Genomic DNA, 18061 nt, shown 5'->3' with positions numbered 1-18061 from the left:
CTCCAACTCATTATACACTACCGTTATTTTTCGGACAAAGTCCCGAATGCAGTTTCTCCTTACTTTCTTTCAGTAGTGAAAATCGAGTAATATGATAAGTGGAGCGAATGATGAGGAAGTGATGATATGAAATATAATTTACATGATACAACGGTATTAAACGAAAACATTCTTTCATCTGAGGAACGGGAAATATGGGTGCTCTATATGAAAGTCTTAACTTCTGCCGGTCTCGGTGATGTGTCCGAATGGATGAAGCTGGATATGAGCATGCCGCAAATGAAAGTGCTGATGCTATTAAACAACCATGGAACATTGAAGGTCAGCGAGATTGCTGAAAAAATGGGGGCTTCCCTGTCGAATACAACAGGGCTGCTTGACCGCCTTGAGAAATCAGGGTTTGTCAAACGCTCACATTCTGAAGAGGACCGCCGCTCAGTAGTTGTTCAGCTGACAGAGAATGCAAAGAGGATTTTTCGGGGGCTTTATGAAAAGGGCCATCTGAAATTAAAGCGCTCATTGGAACTTCTGACTCCTGAAGAAAAGCAGGCTGTTTCCGAAGGGCTGTCTATCCTTTCCAAAGCATTGGAAAAAGCGAAAAAAGAATAAATCTTCAAGTCTGTCTAGGCAGACTTTTTTTATTTGACATTTAGTTCACTTTAAATGAATAATATATTCTAAGTGAACAAAAGGGAGTGATGAATATGTCTGATGCATTGGCAAAGCCAAAAAGCCAAAAATGGACGATCAGCCTGTTTACCATCGGGGTGTTTATGGCTGCGCTGGATAATGGAATTATTTCGGCTGCGTTAACAACGATAAATGAGTCGTTTGCCGTTTCCCCTTCCTGGGGATCATGGGGCATTACCCTTTATACGCTCGGTCTTAGCGTCAGTGTGCCAATCGTCGGGAAGCTTTCCGACCGCTACGGCAGGAAGAGACTTTTTCTGATTGAGGTTTGTCTGTTCGGACTTGGCTCTTTACTCGTTTCTTTAAGCCAAAGCTTCCCGATCTTTCTGATCTCACGTTTGATTCAGGCGTTTGGAGGCGGCGGGATTTTCATTATCGGCAGCTCGCACATTCTCGCGACCCTTCCAAAGGAAAAGCAGGGAAAGGCGCTCGGGCTGCTAGGCGCGATGAACGGGATGGCCGCTGTCCTCGGACCAAATATCGGAAGCTTTCTGCTTGATTGGACCGGTTCTTGGCATTGGCTGTTTTTGATTAATTTGCCGATTGCCGTGCTGTTGGTTGTTTTCGGTGCTTGTTTTATTGCGGAAACGAGAGCGCCTGAAGCTAAACGCCTCGATACGGCCGGAATCTTCCTTCTGTCCCTGTCGATTTTAGCTGTGATGTACGGCATGACGAATCTTGACGGAGCAAACCTTTTAAACAGTTTGGGAGATCCAAAAGTGTATGGATGTATTGTTTTTGGCATTCTCTGTTTCGCAGCGCTTATCTCGTTTGAAAAGCGGGTTGAAATGCGCGGGGGCGATCCGATTTTGGCGTATTCTCTGCTGCGGAACAATATGTTTCAACGTACGCTTATCATCGGTTTGTTATCCGGCGGACTCTTGGCGGCGGTCATTTTTATCCCGGCATATGTCGAGCAGTATTTGGGCGTCCCTGCCGCGAAAGCAGGCTATTGGATGACTCCGCTGGCGTTGGCTTCCGGAATCGGCGCTTGGCTCGGCGGAGCGCTCACCGACAAAAAAGGGCCGGTGAAAACCGTTGTTCTTTCGGGAATCATTTCATGTGCGGGATTTGCTTTATTTCCTCTCTGGGTGACGGAGAAATGGGAGTTTGTGATCGCAAGTGTGGCGGCTGGAATCGGTTTTGGCTTTTTGTTAGGCGCTCCGCTGAACGTTCTTGTATCAGAAGCGGCTAAAACGAATAAGGGCACAGCGCTCGGCACGCTTTCATTAGTAAGACAAATTGGACTGACATTGGCGCCTACTCTTTATGCCGGTTTTATCACAGCCGGGTTTGGCCAAATCGGTGATGAGATTAAGAGCCGCTTATCAGACAGCAGACAATCAGAGAAGGCAATGCACATGCTGCCTCAGATCGACAGCTCCAATGTGTCTTCTTTACAAGAACAAATCGAACGCATTCCTGTTCCTGAAGTCAAAACCGCGATAAGCGATGCCATTCATGCAAGTGTTGCCAGCGGTTACGGCCATTTATATGCTGCGGCGGCTGTGATCTCATTGCTGGTGATTGCGGCGATCAGCTTGCCGGCTTTACACCGGCAAAAGCCTTAAGACCACCCCATCCGTTTGGTAAGCTCCGTAATATGGGCGAGATGGTGATGTGAGTGCCAGACATACAGCCCGAGCGCGTTCTCCAAGGTTATGATCTCCTTTGAATCAGGATGATAAAAACCGCGTTGAAATTGCTTGTCCGTCAGAGTGCGGAGAAGAGCCGTCCATCTCCCGTGAAGCGCCTGCAAAAGCGCGAGTGAACCGCTCGGATCCGCTGTTTTCGAGTCCTTTAGCTCCGACCACGCCTTTTCATCATACGGACGGATGGCCGGCGTCTCTTCCGTCAAACACAATTTAAATCGAATATAGCTGTTCATATGACTGTCGGCCAGATGATGGACAACTTGCCGAACGGTCCATCCCCCGTCCCGGTACGGTGTGTCAAGCTGGCTGTCCGTCATGCCTTCAACGGCTTGCTTCAGCTTGGCTGGCACTTCTTCAAGCGCTTGAATCCATTTTACTTTTTGCTCCTTTGATACGGATTCCCTCGGTTTGTATTCCCCTATCGGGTAGCTTAGATTGGATGTTGTCATGGCTGTTCTCCCTTCTGTTCACGATTCTCTTTTATTTTACAAAAAAAAGATTGTATATGGCAGGTTTTTCCCCTACAATAAAAACGACACATGTGTCATTTTTATTTATTAGGAGGATGAATCATGGGAAAATCGTTGTTTCGCCATCACAAAGGATTGATGACACTATTAGCCTCGCAAACCATTTCTTCACTTGGAGACTGGCTTCACATTTTAGCCGTGCTAACGTTAGCCGCTTTTCAGCTGCACGCTTCTCCATTAGATATGTCGTTTTTAATGATGTCATTTGCCCTGCCTGTCATTGTACTCGGTCCTGTGTCAGGGTTGCTTGCCGACCGTTTTGATAGAAAAATGGTCATGTTTCTGTCTGAAATCGGCCGTTCCCTCACCGTTATCAGCTGCGTTTATGTCAGTGAGCTTTGGCAGCTTTACCTATTGCTGAGCCTTCAAAGCTGTTTTTCTTCGCTTTTTTCACCCGCTAAAAACGGAAAGCTTAAGGAATTGGCACCGGAAGCGCACATTCAACAAGCCGTTTCCATCAGCAGCATCATTGATAACAGCTCTAAAGTTTTCGGTCCTGCCCTCGGCGGCATGCTGATCGCCGCTGTCTCTTTACATTCTGTTTTCTATATCAACGCCGGGGCCTTTCTTCTTTCCGCTGTCATTTTGTTTTTCCTCCCGAGAGATGCTTTTTTACAAAAAGCCCTTACACCTCAAGAAAAAACGCCGGCACTTGCTTCGATGAAAGAAGGCTTTCAGTTATTGAAACGGATGCCGCTTCTTTTAACAGGCTTGCTCACTGCTTGTGTTGTTCTCTTTGTATTGCAGATTGGTGATTCGCAGGCAATCATTCTCATCCGTTCCTTTTCTGGCGCTCCTCCCGAGCTGGCTGGCTGGTGCATGGCCGTAAGCGGAGCCGGTATGCTCCTTACAGCCGTAATCGCCGGCAAACGGAGTATCACTTCTTATTTGCTTTATTTCTCAGCTGGGGCCTTTCTTCTTGGAATAGCGACTGGAAGTGCGCCGTTTCTGAGCGGCATGGGAATTGCCGGCATCATTCTTTTTATATTCGCTTTTTTCATCATGGGAGCTGCTTTCGGCCTTGTCCATATTCCATTTCAAATTCTCGTGCAGACAACAGTGCCTGTGGAATACAGCGGAAGGGTGTTTGGCGCCATTCAAAGCGCGACGACTCTCGCCTCTATTCTCGGCATGGCGGGCGGGGGCGTGCTTGCGGAATGGATCGGTGTATCACTTGCTTTTCTTGTCTGCGGCTGCTTGCTGATCATGGTCGGGTTGATTACACTTGTAGGTAAGAAAGTTGCAGAAAGCAGGCGATATCTTGTCACCGAAAGTAACAAAGGAACACAAGGATAAACGGCAGGCAGAGATTTTAGAGGCTGCCAAAACCGTTTTTAAACGAAAGGGATTCGAATTAACGACAATGAAGGACGTTGTGGAAGAGTCAGGCTTCAGCCGAGGCGGTGTCTATCTTTATTTTTCAAGCACCGAGGAGATGTTTCGCCGTATTATTGAAGCCGGCCTTGATGAAGGGCTCCGAAAGCTTGATGAATCTGCGCAGCATCGAAGTGTTTGGGATACCATTTCAAGCTATTTGGATGAACTGGCTGAAGGCCTTAGTGATGCAGCAGATACGCTGGCGCCGGTTCAATTTGAATATTTAGTGACAGCTTGGAGGAATGAAGAACGGCGGCTGTACTTGGAGAAAAGGTACGATCTTTTTATAGAAAGGTTTTCAAAGCTATTGCAAAAAGGAATCGAGCAAGGGGAATTTCAGCCTCTGCAGCCTCTCGCGACGATTGCGAAGTTTTTCCTAAATATGAATGACGGCATCATTCAAAGCGCCCTTTATTTTGATGAAGAAAAAGCTGATGTATCTGGACTTGCCGAATCTGCAAAGCTGTATTTAAAAACAGTGCTGCAAACGGATAGGAAATAAAACAAACGGCAGGAGCCTCTCTCCTGCCGTTTGTTTTCATCCTGCGTGATCACGCACTTCTGCTGTTGCTTTTTTCTGTTTTGGCTGATAAATTTTCCCCACAAATAAATAACCGTATTTGAATTTATTTAGTGCCCATGAGGTCAGGATCGGGCCGGCTATGCACACGGCAAACAATAGGAGAACTGCCGGTACGGCGGGAATTCCGGGTATGTTTGTAAGCAAAACGTAGCCTGCGATCATAAAATAAGCATGGAGCAGATAAATCGAAAAGGAATAGTTGCTGATAAACATCATGATTTTCGGCACGTGCTTCATTTTAGAAAACAAGTGAAAGCATAAGAAAATCATGCTTGTCGAATACAGCATGATATCAGGCCGTTTCGAGCTGATCATGCCGATTTCACCGACATAAGAAACAGTGACAACGAGCGCAGCAGAAGCAAGCGCGACTCCGTATATCACTAAGCGGTATTGATTCAGCAGCGCTAAAAAGCGCTTGTACTCTTTTCCGCAATAGTAGGCCAGACAAAAGTAGAAAAGCCAGCCTGCGAATGGAACCCAGAAGAATGGAAATGCCCCGCCCTCTTCTGTTACGGGAGCCGGGCTGACTGCTGAGAAATAGCTTAAATAAGCGGCTGTCACTACAAATGAGATGGACAGCACCCATTTCGGCGATGCTTTTTTCAAATACTCATGAAACATCATATGCAAAATGTAAAATTGAAAGATGACGAGAATGAAGTATCCGATAAAGTTTCCTAACAATACGTTCGCCAGATATTTTTGCACAAACGCGAGAAAGGTTACTTCTTCCCCCATTGCACTGGTCATCAGCAGCGCATCGATGGCTGCGATAAATAAAAAAGGAACGAAAATCACTTTTCCCCGCTTCTTTAAAAAACCGTCCGGCACCCCGCCAGGATAAGAATGGGCGAGTAAAAATTCTGAGATGAAAATGAAAGCGGGCGTGCTGAACATGAGGAGTGTGCGGAAAGAATCAACAGTGTGAGAAATATTTGCGAGAGCTTCTGCCTGAAGCATCAGAACCATTGAAATGATATGGAGCAAAACGACACTTAAGCAAGACATGCAGCGAATCATAAAAATTTCTTTAATTTGCATAACAGCACTCCTTTTATTTCAAATTTTTGAAATTAATGGTTGTACCTTAACATGCCTGTCCGCTTTCAAAAAGTGCCTGATGTCATAAATCCGGCTATGTATGATTGACTAAGATGTCATCAAAATCCCTGGCTTTTTGGTGTATTTTCTCAGACGAAATGGCTGGAAAAATGCAAAAAAACCAGCTGTAACGAAGACAGCCGATTTTTTTATGGATATCTTCAGCCCTTCTTTGATATAGCCGTTCACTTGGCTGTTAGAGAGCAAGCCAATATGACCGATGCCACAAAGCTGGATATGTCTCGCTTCTTGTAACCGAGACAAGCTGCTGAAGACAATTTCATCTGAAATCATGACATAGGTTGTGTTCCCTTTCTCCCTTTTCTATAATAAAGGGAATAGGCAGTTAGGATCACAGATGAGCACAGGCTCATCTTTTTTGTGAAACAGCCATAGACATGGAGGATTGCATGAGAGTATTAAAATACGCCATATTAGGGCTTCTGCGAAAAGGCGAATTGAGCGGATACGATATTACGAGTTATTTTAAAGAGGAGCTCGGCCAGTTTTGGAGCGCCAAACACAGCCAGATTTATCCCGAACTCAAAAAGCTGACGGATGAAGGGTTTATTACGTTTCGGACAACAATTCAAGGCACGAAGCTGGAGAAAAAGATGTACACCCTGACAGACAGCGGAAAACAGGAGCTTCATGACTGGCTGATCCGCCACCAGCCGATACCGGAGACCGTGAAGGACGAATTTATGCTGAAGGCTTATTTTATTTCTTCTCTATCGCGGCAGGAGGCTTCTGATTTATTTACAGACCAGCTTCAAAAACGCAAGGCCAAGCTGTCCGACCTGCAGAAAAGCTATGAAAAGCTTATGGCCTCAGCAAAGCCGATGTCGTTTTCTTCACCGGACTTCGGCCACTATCTTGTGCTGACGAAAGCGCTGGAGCGGGAAAAAAATTACGTTTCTTGGCTGGAATCAATAGTAGCCATGATCGATAAAGATTAACGGGGAGCGGCCTTGAGGCTGCTCCAATACTTAGCGGGGGTGGAACATGAAAGTGACATTGCATGAATTAATAGGTGAACATATCCGAGTGGTGCCGATGGACAAAAGCCATATTGAAGGTTTATATGAAGCTGCAAATGATGAAAACATTTGGGCCCATTTACCGAAAACCATCAGAACGCTGCATAATATGGAGGCTTTTGTTGAGGAAGCGCTGCAAGCTAAGGAATCAGGCGCGGAATTTCCATTCGTGATTATTCATCGTGAGACTGGCAAAATCGTCGGCACGACGCGGTTTCTATATATGTCATCCGCTTCAAAAAGTCTTGAAATCGGCTGGACGTGGTTCCATCCTTCAGTGTGGGGCACCTCGGTCAACACTGAATGCAAATATTTGCTGTTACAGTATTGCTTTGAACAGCTGAACACGATTCGGGTGCAGTTCAAAACGGATGAGCGGAATATCAGATCGCAAAAGGCGATTGAACGTCTGGGAGCAGTCAAAGAAGGCATATTGCGAAACCAAATGATTAGAAAAGACGGAACATTCCGCAATTCGGTCTTTTACAGCATTATCGACAGTGACTGGCCGTCAGTGAAACAGCATTTGGAACAGAGACTGCAGCTGACTTACACAGGGTGTGATAAAGGCGGCGTTCAGCCATGCCGCCCGGGTATTTAGCCGGCACAATGGTTTATAATATGCAAAAAACATCTGCCCTGAAGGCAGATGTTTTTTTAGGCTCGGAGCGCTTTCAGCCCCGCTGCGAATGTAATTGCCGCAAAAGCAAACAAAATGCCGCAGATGCCGAGAATATCTGTGATGTGCGCGCCGTTGGCGATAATCTCAGTCAGCCCGCTCATCGCCCACTTTTGCGGAAGAAATTCAGCGATGGACTGCATAAATTTCGGCTCAATATCTATCGGCCAATACATTCCGCTTACCATACACGTTGCGATAACGAATAAGTTGCCGAACGCAAGCTGCTGCTCCGGCGTTCTGACATTGGCCGCAACCACTAATCCGATGCCGACAACGGTCAGCAGAAAAAACGATAGTAACACAATAACCGCACCGGGATTGCCCCAGTTGATGCCAAACAGCCAATGGGTTGCGAGCAGCAATATGCCAAATTGAATCCATCCAATGACAAAGAAGGACAGCACATACCCGGCCCCGATTTCCGCCCGGCTGACGGAAGCCGTAAGCAATCTCGGCCAGACACCGTTTTTTCTAGCTTCTAAAATGGTTCCCGCCGCCCCCATCATGGTCAGCATGACAAACAGAATGGAAAAACCCGCTGCTGTGGAGGCTGTGTCACTTGCGCCCGCATTTTTTTCACTATCGCTGAATGTCTTTCGTTTTACCGCCGGTGCTGTATCTTTAGGATCTTTGGCGAAAAGCGTTTGATAAGCCGCCTTCCAGTTCTCCCCCGCTGCCTGAGCTGACGTTTTCGCCGCGGCAACCTGAATATTAAGCTTTGCCAATGTGCTTTCTGCATATTGTTTGGCCATCGGCGCTTCCGACAGGTCCGGGCCGTGCCGGAAGACTAGCTCAGGATGTTTTCCTTTTTCGAGCTGTGCCTGAAACGAGCGGGGTATGATGATGGTCCCGGCAATTTTCTTTTGTTTCAGCTTTTCTGACGCTTTGCTTTCAGACATGGTTTCAAATGTATACATATCATCGTGTGTTTTCAGCTGCCGAATATAATGCTGCGAGAGAATCGTGTCGTCCTGATCAATGACGGCAAGCCGCAGCTTGCCGTCATTGCCGCCGAGCATCCCTCCAAATACAAAGGTCAGCAAAAGCGGGGCAGCGAACATCATCAAATAGTTCTGCCGCTTCTTGAAAATGAGAGAAAGCTCAATGCCGCAAATGGCTAAGATTTTTTTCACTTGGTGTACCTCCTTATCTTGTATGAAGCCGTCTGATGCCAAGCACGAGTGAACAAAGGCCGATCGCCGCAAAAAGAAGCACAGGCTTTTGAAGATCAGCCCAGCCTCCCCCTTCCATTAAAGAAAGAAAGCCGTCAAGCGCCCATCGATTCGGAACCGCTTTGGATACAGACTGCAAGAAGTCCGGAAACTGGTACAGCGGCAGCATAGACCCGCCGAGAACCGCAAGCAATTGAATGCCGAAGCCGCCGATCGCATCGGCCGATTTCATATCGCTGATACACGACGCAAGCAGCACTGAAATGCCTGATACAGCCGCAGCATAAGAAAGCCCGAGTACACTCACAAACAGCAGATTGCCGCCCCAGTCCACACCGAATACATTGATCGTGACAATCAGAAATATGAAAAATTGTATGATGGCAAATAGATAGGTTCCGAGCCATTTTCCGATGAGAATGGCGTATTTTTGCGCAGGCGTCATCAGCATTCTGGCAAGCGTTTCCGTCTCCTTTTCCTGTAAAAAGGATTTCGCCCCGACTGTCATATGAAACAGCATAAACATGCAAAGCATTGCCGCCGAATAGTATTGAAAACTGGTAACGGCCTTGCTGCCAACTGATTCTTCCTTAATAGAAAGTTTGTCACCCGTTTCTTTTTCAAGCCTGTGGACTAGGTTGTCTGCAAAATGTGTAGGATCAAGTTTTCCTTGTTTGACAGCAGATGTTTTGCTTATGTAGTCCATTGATGCCGACGCAGCATCTTTTACCGCTTTATATTGGTCTATGAAAGATGCGGCGGCTGTTTCGATGATGGAGCTTTTTATGGTTTGATCGGGATCAGCATAAACAAGAGCTGACGTTTTGCCGGCTTCCCAATGTTTCGGAATGACGATGCCGACATCGATTTTCTTTTCAGCGAGCAGGTTCTTCATCTCATCTTCGCTGCTGGCTTGTGTGACCTTTAGCGACTTCATTTTTTTGAGCACGTCTGTTTTAAACATGTTCGCTTCATCCGATTGGTCTGACTGGACATACCCGACTTTGATGCCGTCAATCCGGCTGCCTCCGTCAACAACCGATCCGAGCGCCGCCCCTAGAATACAGGTCAGGATCAGCGGCATTAAAATAAGCATCATAAACCCTTTTCTGTCCGTGATTCTGATTTTGACATCTTTCCATGCGATCCATAAGCTTTTTTTCATTACCGTCCCTCCTAATCCCGTAAAGTGCGCCCGGTCAGATTCAGAAACAGGCGCTCCAGGTTTGGTTCCTGCACCTGGAGAGACAGCAGGTTGATATGATGGACGGCTGCTTCCGCAAGCAGACTTGTGACGACTTTCTCATGGTGAGCTGCAGAAATGTCAATTTTGAGCTTTGATTCATGTACTGTCACATCATTCACATGAGCCAGAGAACGGATTGCAAAAAGAAACGCTTCATCGATCCCGCTGACCGTGAGCTGAATGACGGTGTCTCCTCCAAGGCGGCTGCACAGATCGTTTTTTGTGCCGATCGCAATCATTTCTCCCTGATCGATAATGCCTATCCGGTCGCATAAATACTCGACCTCTTCCATGTAATGACTCGTATAGATCACCGTCATGCCCGTTTCATTGAGCTGTTTTACTGTTTCTAAAATATGATTTCTCGATTGAGGATCGATACCGACAGTCGGTTCATCCATGATCAGCAGCTCGGGCTTGTGCATTAAGGCGGCGCCAATGTTGATTCTCCGTTTCATTCCGCCTGAGAACGTTTCAATTTTATCTTTGGCCCGCTCAGTCAGGCCGACATATTCAAGAACCTCCGCCGATCTTTTTTTGGCCTCACCGTGCGTAAGCCCGTACATTTTCCCCCAAAACATCAGATTCTCATGAGCCGTCAGCGTAGGATATAAAGCGATTTCCTGCGGGACAACGCCGATTTTTTGTTTCGCTTTGGCCGTTTCTTTACCGATGATATAGCCGCCCACTGTGATATTCCCGCTGTCATGCGGCACGAGTCCGGATATCATCGAGATGGTTGTGGACTTTCCCGCGCCGTTTGGTCCGAGCAGACCGAATGACTCGCCCTTTTGGATGGAAAATGAAATGCCTTTCACGATTGTTTTTTTCCCATATGCCTTTTTGATGTTTTCTGCTTGCAGCACGTCGTTTCACTCCTTTTGTAATCCTATTGCCATTGTAGAAAAAAGAAAGTCGTTCGGCATGTAGCGCGGGATAGAATGTAAGGCATGAAAAAAAGGCCTGGAAAAGGCCTTTTCAGAGAAACGCATATGCAAAACGTCATATGTCAAAAGACAGATACACCATATCTGACCGAATAGATGGCAGCTTGGGTTCTGTCCCTGACAGAAAGCTTGCTGATAATGTTCGACACGTGATTTTTCACTGTGCCTTCTGTAATGAACAGCTTTTCGGCAATTTCTTTGTTATTCCGCCCGTACCCCAGCTCAGCCAAAACTTCGATTTCACGCTCGGTCAAGTCGAGCAGCTCCTTCGGTTTTTCTATCTCGTTTATTCCTTTCAGCTGTTTTTCACGCTTCCACTCATTCAGCATTTGAGCAGTCAGGTCCGGAGGGAGCACCATTCCGCCAGATTGAACCGTCATCACCGCTTTTACAATCGTATCGGCTGACATGTCCTTCAGCAGGTATCCGCTCGCTCCTTCTTCAAGCGCTTCTGCAATCAGCTCTGAATCCTTGAAGGTCGTCAGCATCAAAACCTTTACATCAGATAAAGAGTTTGTGATCAATTTTGTCCCTTCAACTCCGTTGGAGACCGGCATTCGGATGTCCATTAATACAATATCCGGATCAAGTTCTTTCGCTTTTTCGAAGGCTTCCTGCCCGTTTCGCGCTGTTGCGATCACATCAAGCTCTTCTCTAAGCTGAAGCAGTGATGCCAGTCCTTCTCTGACGATATCCTGATCGTCGGTAATGATGATCCTAATCATGATAAACTCTCCTTTTGCTGCGCAGGCCCGAAGCTCCATTTTTTATTAGCCAGTGAAAATTCAGCGATGACAGTAAACCCTTGATTCCGTTCACTCTCAAAGCGTATCATTCCGCCATGCTCCGCTGCCCGTTTTTTCATATTCAAGAGGCCAAATCCGAGTGCCGCCTCGGGATTTCCTTTTCCGTCATCCTTAATGACAAGGCTGATGCCGTCCGTTGTACAGGCAAGCCGGACCGAACAGGCGGTGGCGCCGCCGTGCCGTTTGGCATTGGTCAGTGCTTCCTGCACCGTTCTGACCAGAGTCGGATGAAGAGACAGCGGGATCAGCGCAGGATCGCCGCTGACCGTAAATTCTGTTGTGACTCCTGCATTTTTGTAAAAGTCCTCTGTCAGCTGTTTTAGCGATTCGATGACCGAAGGATCGTTTTCCGTTTGCAGGGTCCGCACTGATAAGCGGACATCGTCAAGCGCTTCACGGGCAAGCGTTTCACATATTCCGACTGTCTCCTCCGCTTTTTGGCTGTCTCTTTTTTGCCATTCACGCAAAAGCTGCAGCTGGACGAGAAGGGCTGTCATTTTGTGCCCGACTGTATCATGGATGTCCCTTGCCATTCTGTTTCGCTCATGAATGGCTGTCAGCTCTTCAACCTGCTTCGCATATAAATGCAGCTCCTCATGTGCAGCAGACAGCGCCAGATGGGATTCCGTCAATTCCTGAAACTGCTGATTTGCTATATCCTGCGCCTCCAGCAGCTTGCGGACTAATTTGCCGACGACACCGCAGAAGACAACGAATGTCATGCTGGTCAAATGATCGATGACAAATTCATTGCCGAACATCATATATGTACGGATGAGGACGATCAAAAACAAAATCAGGCATAGACATAAGACAAACCAAGCAGTTCTCTTTTGAAATCCCCGCAGAAAAAAGGCGACTGCAACCGGACAGAGCATGATAATGAACAAGCCGGTGCCGGGAAAGATGAACCCGAACGAAAAGCCGACGGCGATATCAATCAGACAAAACCAGAAGGCATTTGTCTCTTTTGTCAGTAAAACATGATTGGCTGCATACACGGCAGCACCTGCTGCAATCCATGCATATTCAAACCAGTTATTCTCTTTCACAATGGACAAATACATTAAACAGCTCACCATCAAGGTGAACATTCTCGTAAAAAACAGAGCCTTCACGCTCAATCACTCCCGTTACCCAATTCCCTTCTTATCATACCTGCCTCAGGTCATTTTTGACAGAAGTTTCTGGAAAACAAAAATCCCTCTGCCGTTTTTTCGGCAAAGGGATTACAGTCAAATCATAAAGACAATATATGCTCCTGACACAGGATCTTTCACCCGGAAGCTTTTTTCCGTTTCTTCGATTGAATATCCGGCACGTTTGACTCGGTCTGCCACTTGATCGAGTTCCTCTTGGTGAGGCAGGACAACCGTGTAATAGTCTAGTCCGCTGGCATTTGTCGGTTTAGGCGGCGCGTTTCTTCCCGCCCAAATGTTTAAGCCGATATGATGGTGGTAGCCTCCGGCTGAAACGAAAAGAGCGGACATGCCCGCATAGTTTCCGACAATGTCAAAGCCCAGCACATCTGTATAAAACGCTTTTGCTTCACTCAAATCACTGACATGGAGATGGATGTGTCCGATAATGGTATCGTTCGGAAGCGCTGCTTTCCGCTCATCTCCGGCCTCTTCAAGAAGACCCTCAATGTCAACAGCAGTTGTCGTCATCACATAGTTTCCTTCAGGATCACGCTGCCACGTGCTGCGGGGGCGGTCAGCGTACATTTCAATGCCGTTTCCATCAGGATCAGACAGATAGAGCGCTTCACTCACAGCATGATCCCCATGCCCAATCGCAATGCCGTGTTCAATCAGGCGGGCGAGCGTAATGCCAAGCTCCTTCCTGTTCGGAAGAAGAATCGCAAAGTGATAAAGACCCGTCACAGACCGTTCAGGCAAGACGACGGCGCTTGGATTTTCTTCAAGAATAAGCAGTGCGCGTTTCCCATCAGCCGTTAATTCAGCTTGGCGATCCGTCTTTTTTAAGACTTTGAAGCCGATGGCGTTACAGTAGAAACGAAGGGAACGCTCCAAATTGCGGATTGTGAGTTTGACATAGCCAATATTGGTATCCTCATGAATGCTGATCATGCTGTATGCCTCTTTTCTTATACTGATACGTTTTCGCTCTTTTTCGCCTTAAACACCAATGAGTCCAGGGCCAGGAATCGGCTTCCTGAAAGGGCCAGATGGATTGATGTCAAAAGCAGAAGGTAATCAAATTCTGCATTGCCCATGAAAGGCGCTTTCAGCTTGACTGTAATGATGGCTCCGATCAGCGTGAGGGCAAACAGAACACCCACAATACGAGTAGCCAAACCGAAGAAAACAAGCACTCCGCCAACGAGTTCAATCGCTGCGATAACATACGCCATAAAGCTTGGAAGGCCTATGCTGCCGAAAAATTGGATTGTGCCCTCCATCCCTTGAAACTTTGATAAACCGTGAACGAAAAAGATAATACCTGTAATAACTCTTAAAAGTAATGTGCCAACTTCAAATGATTTATTCATGTTATCCTCCTTGATAAATGTTATCACTTACTTAATGTAAGCTAGTATATATACATAACTTGTTTACGTCAAGTAATTTCATTACATTTTACGAAAATGAAATAAAAGTACTATAAACCTGTAACAAAAAAAGACCTCTGTGCAGGACAAAGGTCTATTTCTTAAATTGGCTTTCATATAAGTCACTGTAAAATCCTTTTTGCCGGATCAGCTCATCATGGCTGCCTTTTTCAATCATTTCGCCGTTTTTCAGCACTACAATCTGGTCCGCTCTTTGAATGGTGTTCAGCCTGTGGGCGATGATGACGCTTGTTCTTCCCTTCATTAAACGGGCGAGCGCCTCTTGAATGTTGACTTCTGTGACGGTATCAATGTTGCTTGTCGCTTCATCCAGAATGAGAAGAACCGGATCGGCAAGCACCGCCCTGGCTATGGAAATCAATTGTTTCTGTCCTTGGCTGATGCCTGATCCGTTTTGCGTCAGCACTGTGTCATATCCTTTTGGCAGCCTTTCGATAAAGCTGTGGGCGTTCGCTGTTTTTGCAGCGGCTTCGACTTCCTGATCAGAAGCATCAAGCCTGCCATAGCGGATATTTTCCTTGATCGTTCCCTGAAACAAGAACGAATCTTGAAGGACAAACCCCATGTTTTTCCTCAGGCTTGCTCTAGTGAGCGTTTTAATATCCGTTCCGTCAATCAAAATCGTTCCCTCATCAGGCTCGTAAAAACGGGCGAGAAGATTTGTGACGGTTGTTTTTCCCGCTCCCGTCGGCCCGACAAACGCGATAGACTGCCCGGCAGGCACGGTAAACTGTAAATGCTTCAGTGTCTGCTGCCCTTCATCGTAACCGAAGGACACATCGCGGAATTCAATGCTGCCTGTTTGGATCGGCTGATGCATGGCGTCTTTCTCATCCTCGCGCTCTTCTTTTTCATCAAGCACGTCAAACACCCGTTCAGCGCCGGCAATGGCGGACAGCATCGTATTAAACTGGTTCGCCAGATCGTTTAAAGGGCGTGTAAATTGTCTTGAATACTCTGCAAAGACGACGATGGAGCCGATCGAGAGCCAGCCTTTCAGCGCGAACAGACCTCCGATTGCGGCAATCAAGGTAAAGCTTAAGTTATTCAAAGAGTTCATGACTTTCGGGATAAACCCCGAAATCGTCTGAGCCCAGAAGCCCGACGTCTTGAGCGCAGCATTTTTTTCGAGAAATTCAGCTGTGATCTGCTTTTCACGCGAATAGGCTTTGATCACCTTTGCGCCCGAAACAGATTCCTCAATATATCCATTCAGCTCGCCAAGGTTTTTCTGCTGTTCTTTAAACAGCTTCCCCGTCCGGTTGGTGATCCATTTCAGGCTTACTGCCATCACCGGAATAATGGTCAGGGTAATCACTGTCAAGAGCGGGCTCATATACAGCATCACCGCAATCGTTCCGACAAAGGTGATGACACTTGACAAAATTTGAATGACCGACGTGTTTAAGGTCGAGCTGACATTTTCGATGTCATTCGTCACCCGGCTCATCAGCTCGCCGTGCCGCTGTTTATCAAAAAACGGAATCGGCAGCTCATGCAGATGGGTGAACAATTCGCTTCTCATTCTGAAGACCGTGCCCTGCGAGATTGTTATCATCCAATAGTTTTGAAACCATAGCGACAGGGATTGAATGATATAGATAGCGAGCAGAAGAAGCAAAACAGGAATCAGTCCGCTGACCGTTTTCCCCACAATAAAATGGTCGATGGCCTTTCCGATCACGAAGGGGCCGAGGAGCCCGAATATCGCGCTGATGACAACCATCAGCATGACAAGGATAAGCAGTCCTTTTCGTTCAGCCAAGTAAGACCAGATTCGCTTCAGTGTGCCGGTTGTGTCCTTTGCTTTTGCCCTTTTTTTCGCGCCTTCTTGATTGTCAATAGGCAGCTTGGGATATTGGAAAGGCTTGCGGATGTCTTTTAGCATGACTCGCCCCCCTCCCTTCCGAATTGCGACTCATAAATGCGCTTGTATAACTGTGATTCAGAAAGCAGCTCACTATGCGTGCCTTTTTCAATCAGTTCGCCATCGTCAAGCAGCAAAATTTGATCAGCTTTCATCGCCGTGGTCATTTTTTGCGTAATGATCAACGTTGTGCACTCATACGTGCTGATTGCCTCAAGCAGCTTCGCCTCCGTTTGCAGGTCCAGCGCGCTTGTGCTGTCATCTAAAAGAAGGATGGCAGGCTTTCGAATCAGCGCCCTCGCAATGGAAATCCGCTGCTTCTGGCCGCCAGACAGGTTGACGCCCCGTTGCCCCAGCACAGTGTCATAGCCATTTGGAAGCTTCCTAATGGTTTCATGAATTTGCGCATGTTTTGCTGCTTCTATTATTTCATCAAGTGAAGCATTTTCTTTGCCCCAGGCGATATTTTCTTTAATTGTGCCGGAAAACAGGAGCACTTCCTGCGGTACATACCCAATTTGCTTGCGAAGCCCTTCAGCCGGAAAATTTCGAATCGGCTTTTCATCGATATAAATGCTTCCTGAATCAGGCTGATAAAGCCGCGGAATGAGCTGAAAGAGCGTGGACTTGCCTGATCCCGTCGCACCGAGAATCGCGATCGTTTCCCTTGGCTTGACGGAGAATGAGACATTCCGGAGTGCTTCTCTGTCCATTTCAGGATAGCTGAAGGAAACATGCTGAAACGCAATCCGGCCCGACAAACGGTCAGATATGACGCCTGCCTCCCGCTCATCGCCTTCCGTTTCAAGCACCTCGCCTATTCTATCCCCGGAAGCCTTCGCCCGGGTGAAAATCATAATCAAAAACGGAAACATTGAAAGCGCGCCTGTCATTCGTGTTGCGTAGTTAATAATCGCGACAACATCACCGACCTGAGTGCCGCCGCTCGTGATACTGTAGGCCCCTGCCCACAAAATCAACAGGATGCAGAGGTTCATTAGCAGCATCAGCACAGGCATCGTAAATTCCACAAGCTGAAAGGCTGAAACGGTTTTTTCCATCAGCCTCGTGTTCGCTTTGATAAATCGTTTGACCTCGTGGCTGCCGCGGAGCAGCGCTTTGATCAGCTTGATCGCGGTTAAATTTTCCTGCATGACGGTATTCACCTGATCCAGCCGTTTCTGCACGGAGCGGAACAGCGCCCCGCCTTTCTTTAACACCCAAAGCAAAAACAAGATCAGGATCGGAATGGTCACAAGCAGAAAAAAGCCGAGCTTCACGTTAACGGCGAGCGACAGCACAATGCCGCCTGCAATCATTAACGGAGCCCGCAGCATAAACCGCAAACTCATAAAAATCATGTTTTGAACCTGTGTGACATCGTTTGTCAGCCTGGTGATATAAGAAGAGGACGAAAACTGTCCAAATGTAGAATAGGAGAAGGACTGGATTTTTTGAAAAAGGCCTTTTCTCGTATCATAAGAAAAACTTTGGCTGACATGTGCGGCATAAAAGGAATTCAGCATTCCCGCCGCAAATGATAATACCGTCAGTCCGATCATGACCGCGCCCCACGTCCACACATGCCGCAGATCCTGCTTCAAAATCCCATCGTCGATGATTTTTGCGATTAATAAAGGCTGCATCAGTTCAACCGCAAGCTCCGTCAACATGAGAACGAGCGCAATTCCCGCCAGCAATGAGTATGGTTTTAAAAACGATAAAGCCTTTCGCATGTAAAAGCCCCCAAACTCCTTTTTACTCGA

At 47.1% G+C, this 18061-nt stretch carries 17 protein-coding genes and 1 pseudogene; 6 read left to right on the top strand and 12 right to left on the bottom strand.

Annotated features, from left to right (window positions below):
• Nucleotides 1-126 precede the first annotated feature (126 nt).
• Both G4P54_RS04420 and G4P54_RS04415 read left to right on the top strand, forming a co-directional pair.
• The gene (locus tag G4P54_RS04420; protein WP_167871907.1) at nucleotides 127-609 is read left to right on the top strand and encodes a MarR family transcriptional regulator; all 483 of its coding nucleotides are present in this window, start codon (nucleotides 127-129) and stop codon (nucleotides 607-609) included.
• A gap of 95 nt (nucleotides 610-704) precedes the next feature.
• The gene (locus G4P54_RS04415; RefSeq protein WP_167871906.1) at nucleotides 705-2261 is read left to right on the top strand and encodes an MFS transporter; all 1557 of its coding nucleotides are present in this window, start codon (nucleotides 705-707) and stop codon (nucleotides 2259-2261) included.
• On the opposite strand, the gene bstA is transcribed toward G4P54_RS04415, so the two are convergent.
• Complete coding sequence (bstA, locus tag G4P54_RS04410; RefSeq protein WP_167871905.1) at nucleotides 2258-2794, bottom strand: bacillithiol transferase BstA; 537 nt, start codon at nucleotides 2792-2794, stop codon at nucleotides 2258-2260. The two genes, G4P54_RS04415 and bstA, sit on opposite strands and share 4 nt — an antisense overlap.
• A 123-nt stretch (nucleotides 2795-2917) precedes the next feature.
• Here bstA and G4P54_RS04405 point away from each other — a divergent pair, with 123 nt between their 5' ends.
• A complete protein-coding gene (locus G4P54_RS04405) occupies nucleotides 2918-4171 on the top strand; it encodes an MFS transporter (protein ID WP_167871904.1) in 1254 nt (417 codons plus the stop codon).
• Nucleotides 4137-4754, top strand: a complete 618-nt coding sequence (locus G4P54_RS04400) for a TetR/AcrR family transcriptional regulator (protein WP_167871903.1) — start codon at nucleotides 4137-4139, stop codon at nucleotides 4752-4754. Before G4P54_RS04405 ends, G4P54_RS04400 begins: the two co-directional genes overlap by 35 nt.
• Nucleotides 4755-4790: 36 nt before the next feature.
• Here the strand turns inward: G4P54_RS04400 and G4P54_RS04395 are convergent, their stop codons facing one another.
• Nucleotides 4791-5879, bottom strand: coding sequence for an acyltransferase family protein (locus G4P54_RS04395; protein WP_167871902.1), 1089 nt, complete (start codon nucleotides 5877-5879; stop codon nucleotides 4791-4793).
• Nucleotides 5880-6101: 222 nt separating this feature from the next.
• Nucleotides 6102-6224, bottom strand: a pseudogene (locus tag G4P54_RS04390) (esterase); the annotation flags it as partial.
• A 125-nt stretch (nucleotides 6225-6349) separates the two neighbouring features.
• On the opposite strand from G4P54_RS04390, the gene padR reads away from it, so the two are divergent.
• Nucleotides 6350-6898 (top strand): transcriptional regulator PadR, encoded by a 549-nt coding sequence (gene padR, locus G4P54_RS04385; protein WP_167871901.1) that lies wholly within the window; start codon nucleotides 6350-6352, stop codon nucleotides 6896-6898.
• A gap of 46 nt (nucleotides 6899-6944) precedes the next feature.
• Nucleotides 6945-7580: a GNAT family N-acetyltransferase gene (locus G4P54_RS04380; RefSeq protein WP_167871900.1), complete on the top strand. Its 636-nt coding sequence runs from the start codon at nucleotides 6945-6947 to the stop codon at nucleotides 7578-7580.
• Between the two features lie 56 nt (nucleotides 7581-7636).
• On the opposite strand, the gene lnrN is transcribed toward G4P54_RS04380, so the two are convergent.
• The 9 genes from lnrN to G4P54_RS04335 all read right to left on the bottom strand — a co-directional run bounded on the left by lnrN (nucleotide 7637) and on the right by G4P54_RS04335 (nucleotide 18031).
• Nucleotides 7637-8794: a linearmycin resistance permease LnrN gene (lnrN, locus tag G4P54_RS04375; RefSeq protein ID WP_167871899.1), complete on the bottom strand. Its 1158-nt coding sequence runs from the start codon at nucleotides 8792-8794 to the stop codon at nucleotides 7637-7639.
• A gap of 13 nt (nucleotides 8795-8807) precedes the next feature.
• Nucleotides 8808-9998: a linearmycin resistance permease LnrM gene (gene lnrM, locus G4P54_RS04370; RefSeq protein WP_167871898.1), complete on the bottom strand. Its 1191-nt coding sequence runs from the start codon at nucleotides 9996-9998 to the stop codon at nucleotides 8808-8810.
• 11 nt (nucleotides 9999-10009) lie between these two features.
• Nucleotides 10010-10945 (bottom strand): linearmycin resistance ATP-binding protein LnrL, encoded by a 936-nt coding sequence (gene lnrL, locus G4P54_RS04365; protein ID WP_167871897.1) that lies wholly within the window; start codon nucleotides 10943-10945, stop codon nucleotides 10010-10012.
• A gap of 143 nt (nucleotides 10946-11088) precedes the next feature.
• Complete coding sequence (gene lnrK, locus G4P54_RS04360; protein ID WP_167871896.1) at nucleotides 11089-11751, bottom strand: two-component system response regulator LnrK; 663 nt, start codon at nucleotides 11749-11751, stop codon at nucleotides 11089-11091.
• Nucleotides 11748-12950 (bottom strand): sensor histidine kinase, encoded by a 1203-nt coding sequence (locus G4P54_RS04355; protein WP_024715704.1) that lies wholly within the window; start codon nucleotides 12948-12950, stop codon nucleotides 11748-11750. The genes lnrK and G4P54_RS04355 overlap by 4 nt, the downstream gene beginning before the upstream one ends.
• A gap of 117 nt (nucleotides 12951-13067) precedes the next feature.
• Nucleotides 13068-13925 carry a catechol 2,3-dioxygenase gene (catE, locus tag G4P54_RS04350; RefSeq protein ID WP_167871895.1) on the bottom strand — a complete coding sequence of 286 codons (858 nt, stop codon included), beginning with the start codon at nucleotides 13923-13925 and terminating at the stop codon, nucleotides 13068-13070.
• Between the two features lie 17 nt (nucleotides 13926-13942).
• Nucleotides 13943-14347 (bottom strand): DoxX family oxidoreductase CatD, encoded by a 405-nt coding sequence (catD, locus tag G4P54_RS04345; RefSeq protein ID WP_024715706.1) that lies wholly within the window; start codon nucleotides 14345-14347, stop codon nucleotides 13943-13945.
• A 154-nt stretch (nucleotides 14348-14501) separates the two neighbouring features.
• Entirely contained in the window at nucleotides 14502-16316 is a 1815-nt protein-coding gene (locus G4P54_RS04340; RefSeq protein WP_024715707.1) for an ABC transporter ATP-binding protein, read from the bottom strand.
• The gene (locus tag G4P54_RS04335; protein WP_167871894.1) at nucleotides 16310-18031 is read right to left on the bottom strand and encodes an ABC transporter ATP-binding protein; all 1722 of its coding nucleotides are present in this window, start codon (nucleotides 18029-18031) and stop codon (nucleotides 16310-16312) included. Before G4P54_RS04335 ends, G4P54_RS04340 begins: the two co-directional genes overlap by 7 nt.
• Nucleotides 18032-18061 lie beyond the last annotated feature (30 nt).

This window comes from Bacillus tequilensis, from assembly GCF_012225885.1.
Classification (GTDB): Bacteria; Bacillota; Bacilli; order Bacillales; family Bacillaceae; genus Bacillus; species Bacillus tequilensis.
The sequence above is the reverse complement of the archived record's forward strand: the minus strand, read 5'-3'. Positions and strand labels throughout refer to the sequence as shown.

What these genes read in the sequence shown, in the direction of transcription:
- G4P54_RS04420 (WP_167871907.1), top strand. Translation starts at nt 127, where the DNA reads ATGAAATATAATTTACATGATACAACGGTATTAAACGAAAACATTCTT.
- G4P54_RS04415 (WP_167871906.1), top strand. Translation starts at nt 705, where the DNA reads ATGTCTGATGCATTGGCAAAGCCAAAAAGCCAAAAATGGACGATCAGC.
- bstA (WP_167871905.1), bottom strand. Translation starts at nt 2,794, where the DNA reads ATGACAACATCCAATCTAAGCTACCCGATAGGGGAATACAAACCGAGG.
- G4P54_RS04405 (WP_167871904.1), top strand. Translation starts at nt 2,918, where the DNA reads ATGGGAAAATCGTTGTTTCGCCATCACAAAGGATTGATGACACTATTA.
- G4P54_RS04395 (WP_167871902.1), bottom strand. Translation starts at nt 5,879, where the DNA reads ATGCAAATTAAAGAAATTTTTATGATTCGCTGCATGTCTTGCTTAAGT.
- padR (WP_167871901.1), top strand. Translation starts at nt 6,350, where the DNA reads ATGAGAGTATTAAAATACGCCATATTAGGGCTTCTGCGAAAAGGCGAA.
- G4P54_RS04380 (WP_167871900.1), top strand. Translation starts at nt 6,945, where the DNA reads ATGAAAGTGACATTGCATGAATTAATAGGTGAACATATCCGAGTGGTG.
- lnrM (WP_167871898.1), bottom strand. Translation starts at nt 9,998, where the DNA reads ATGAAAAAAAGCTTATGGATCGCATGGAAAGATGTCAAAATCAGAATC.
- lnrK (WP_167871896.1), bottom strand. Translation starts at nt 11,751, where the DNA reads ATGATTAGGATCATCATTACCGACGATCAGGATATCGTCAGAGAAGGA.
- catE (WP_167871895.1), bottom strand. Translation starts at nt 13,925, where the DNA reads ATGATCAGCATTCATGAGGATACCAATATTGGCTATGTCAAACTCACA.
- catD (WP_024715706.1), bottom strand. Translation starts at nt 14,347, where the DNA reads ATGAATAAATCATTTGAAGTTGGCACATTACTTTTAAGAGTTATTACA.
- G4P54_RS04340 (WP_024715707.1), bottom strand. Translation starts at nt 16,316, where the DNA reads ATGCTAAAAGACATCCGCAAGCCTTTCCAATATCCCAAGCTGCCTATT.
- G4P54_RS04335 (WP_167871894.1), bottom strand. Translation starts at nt 18,031, where the DNA reads ATGCGAAAGGCTTTATCGTTTTTAAAACCATACTCATTGCTGGCGGGA.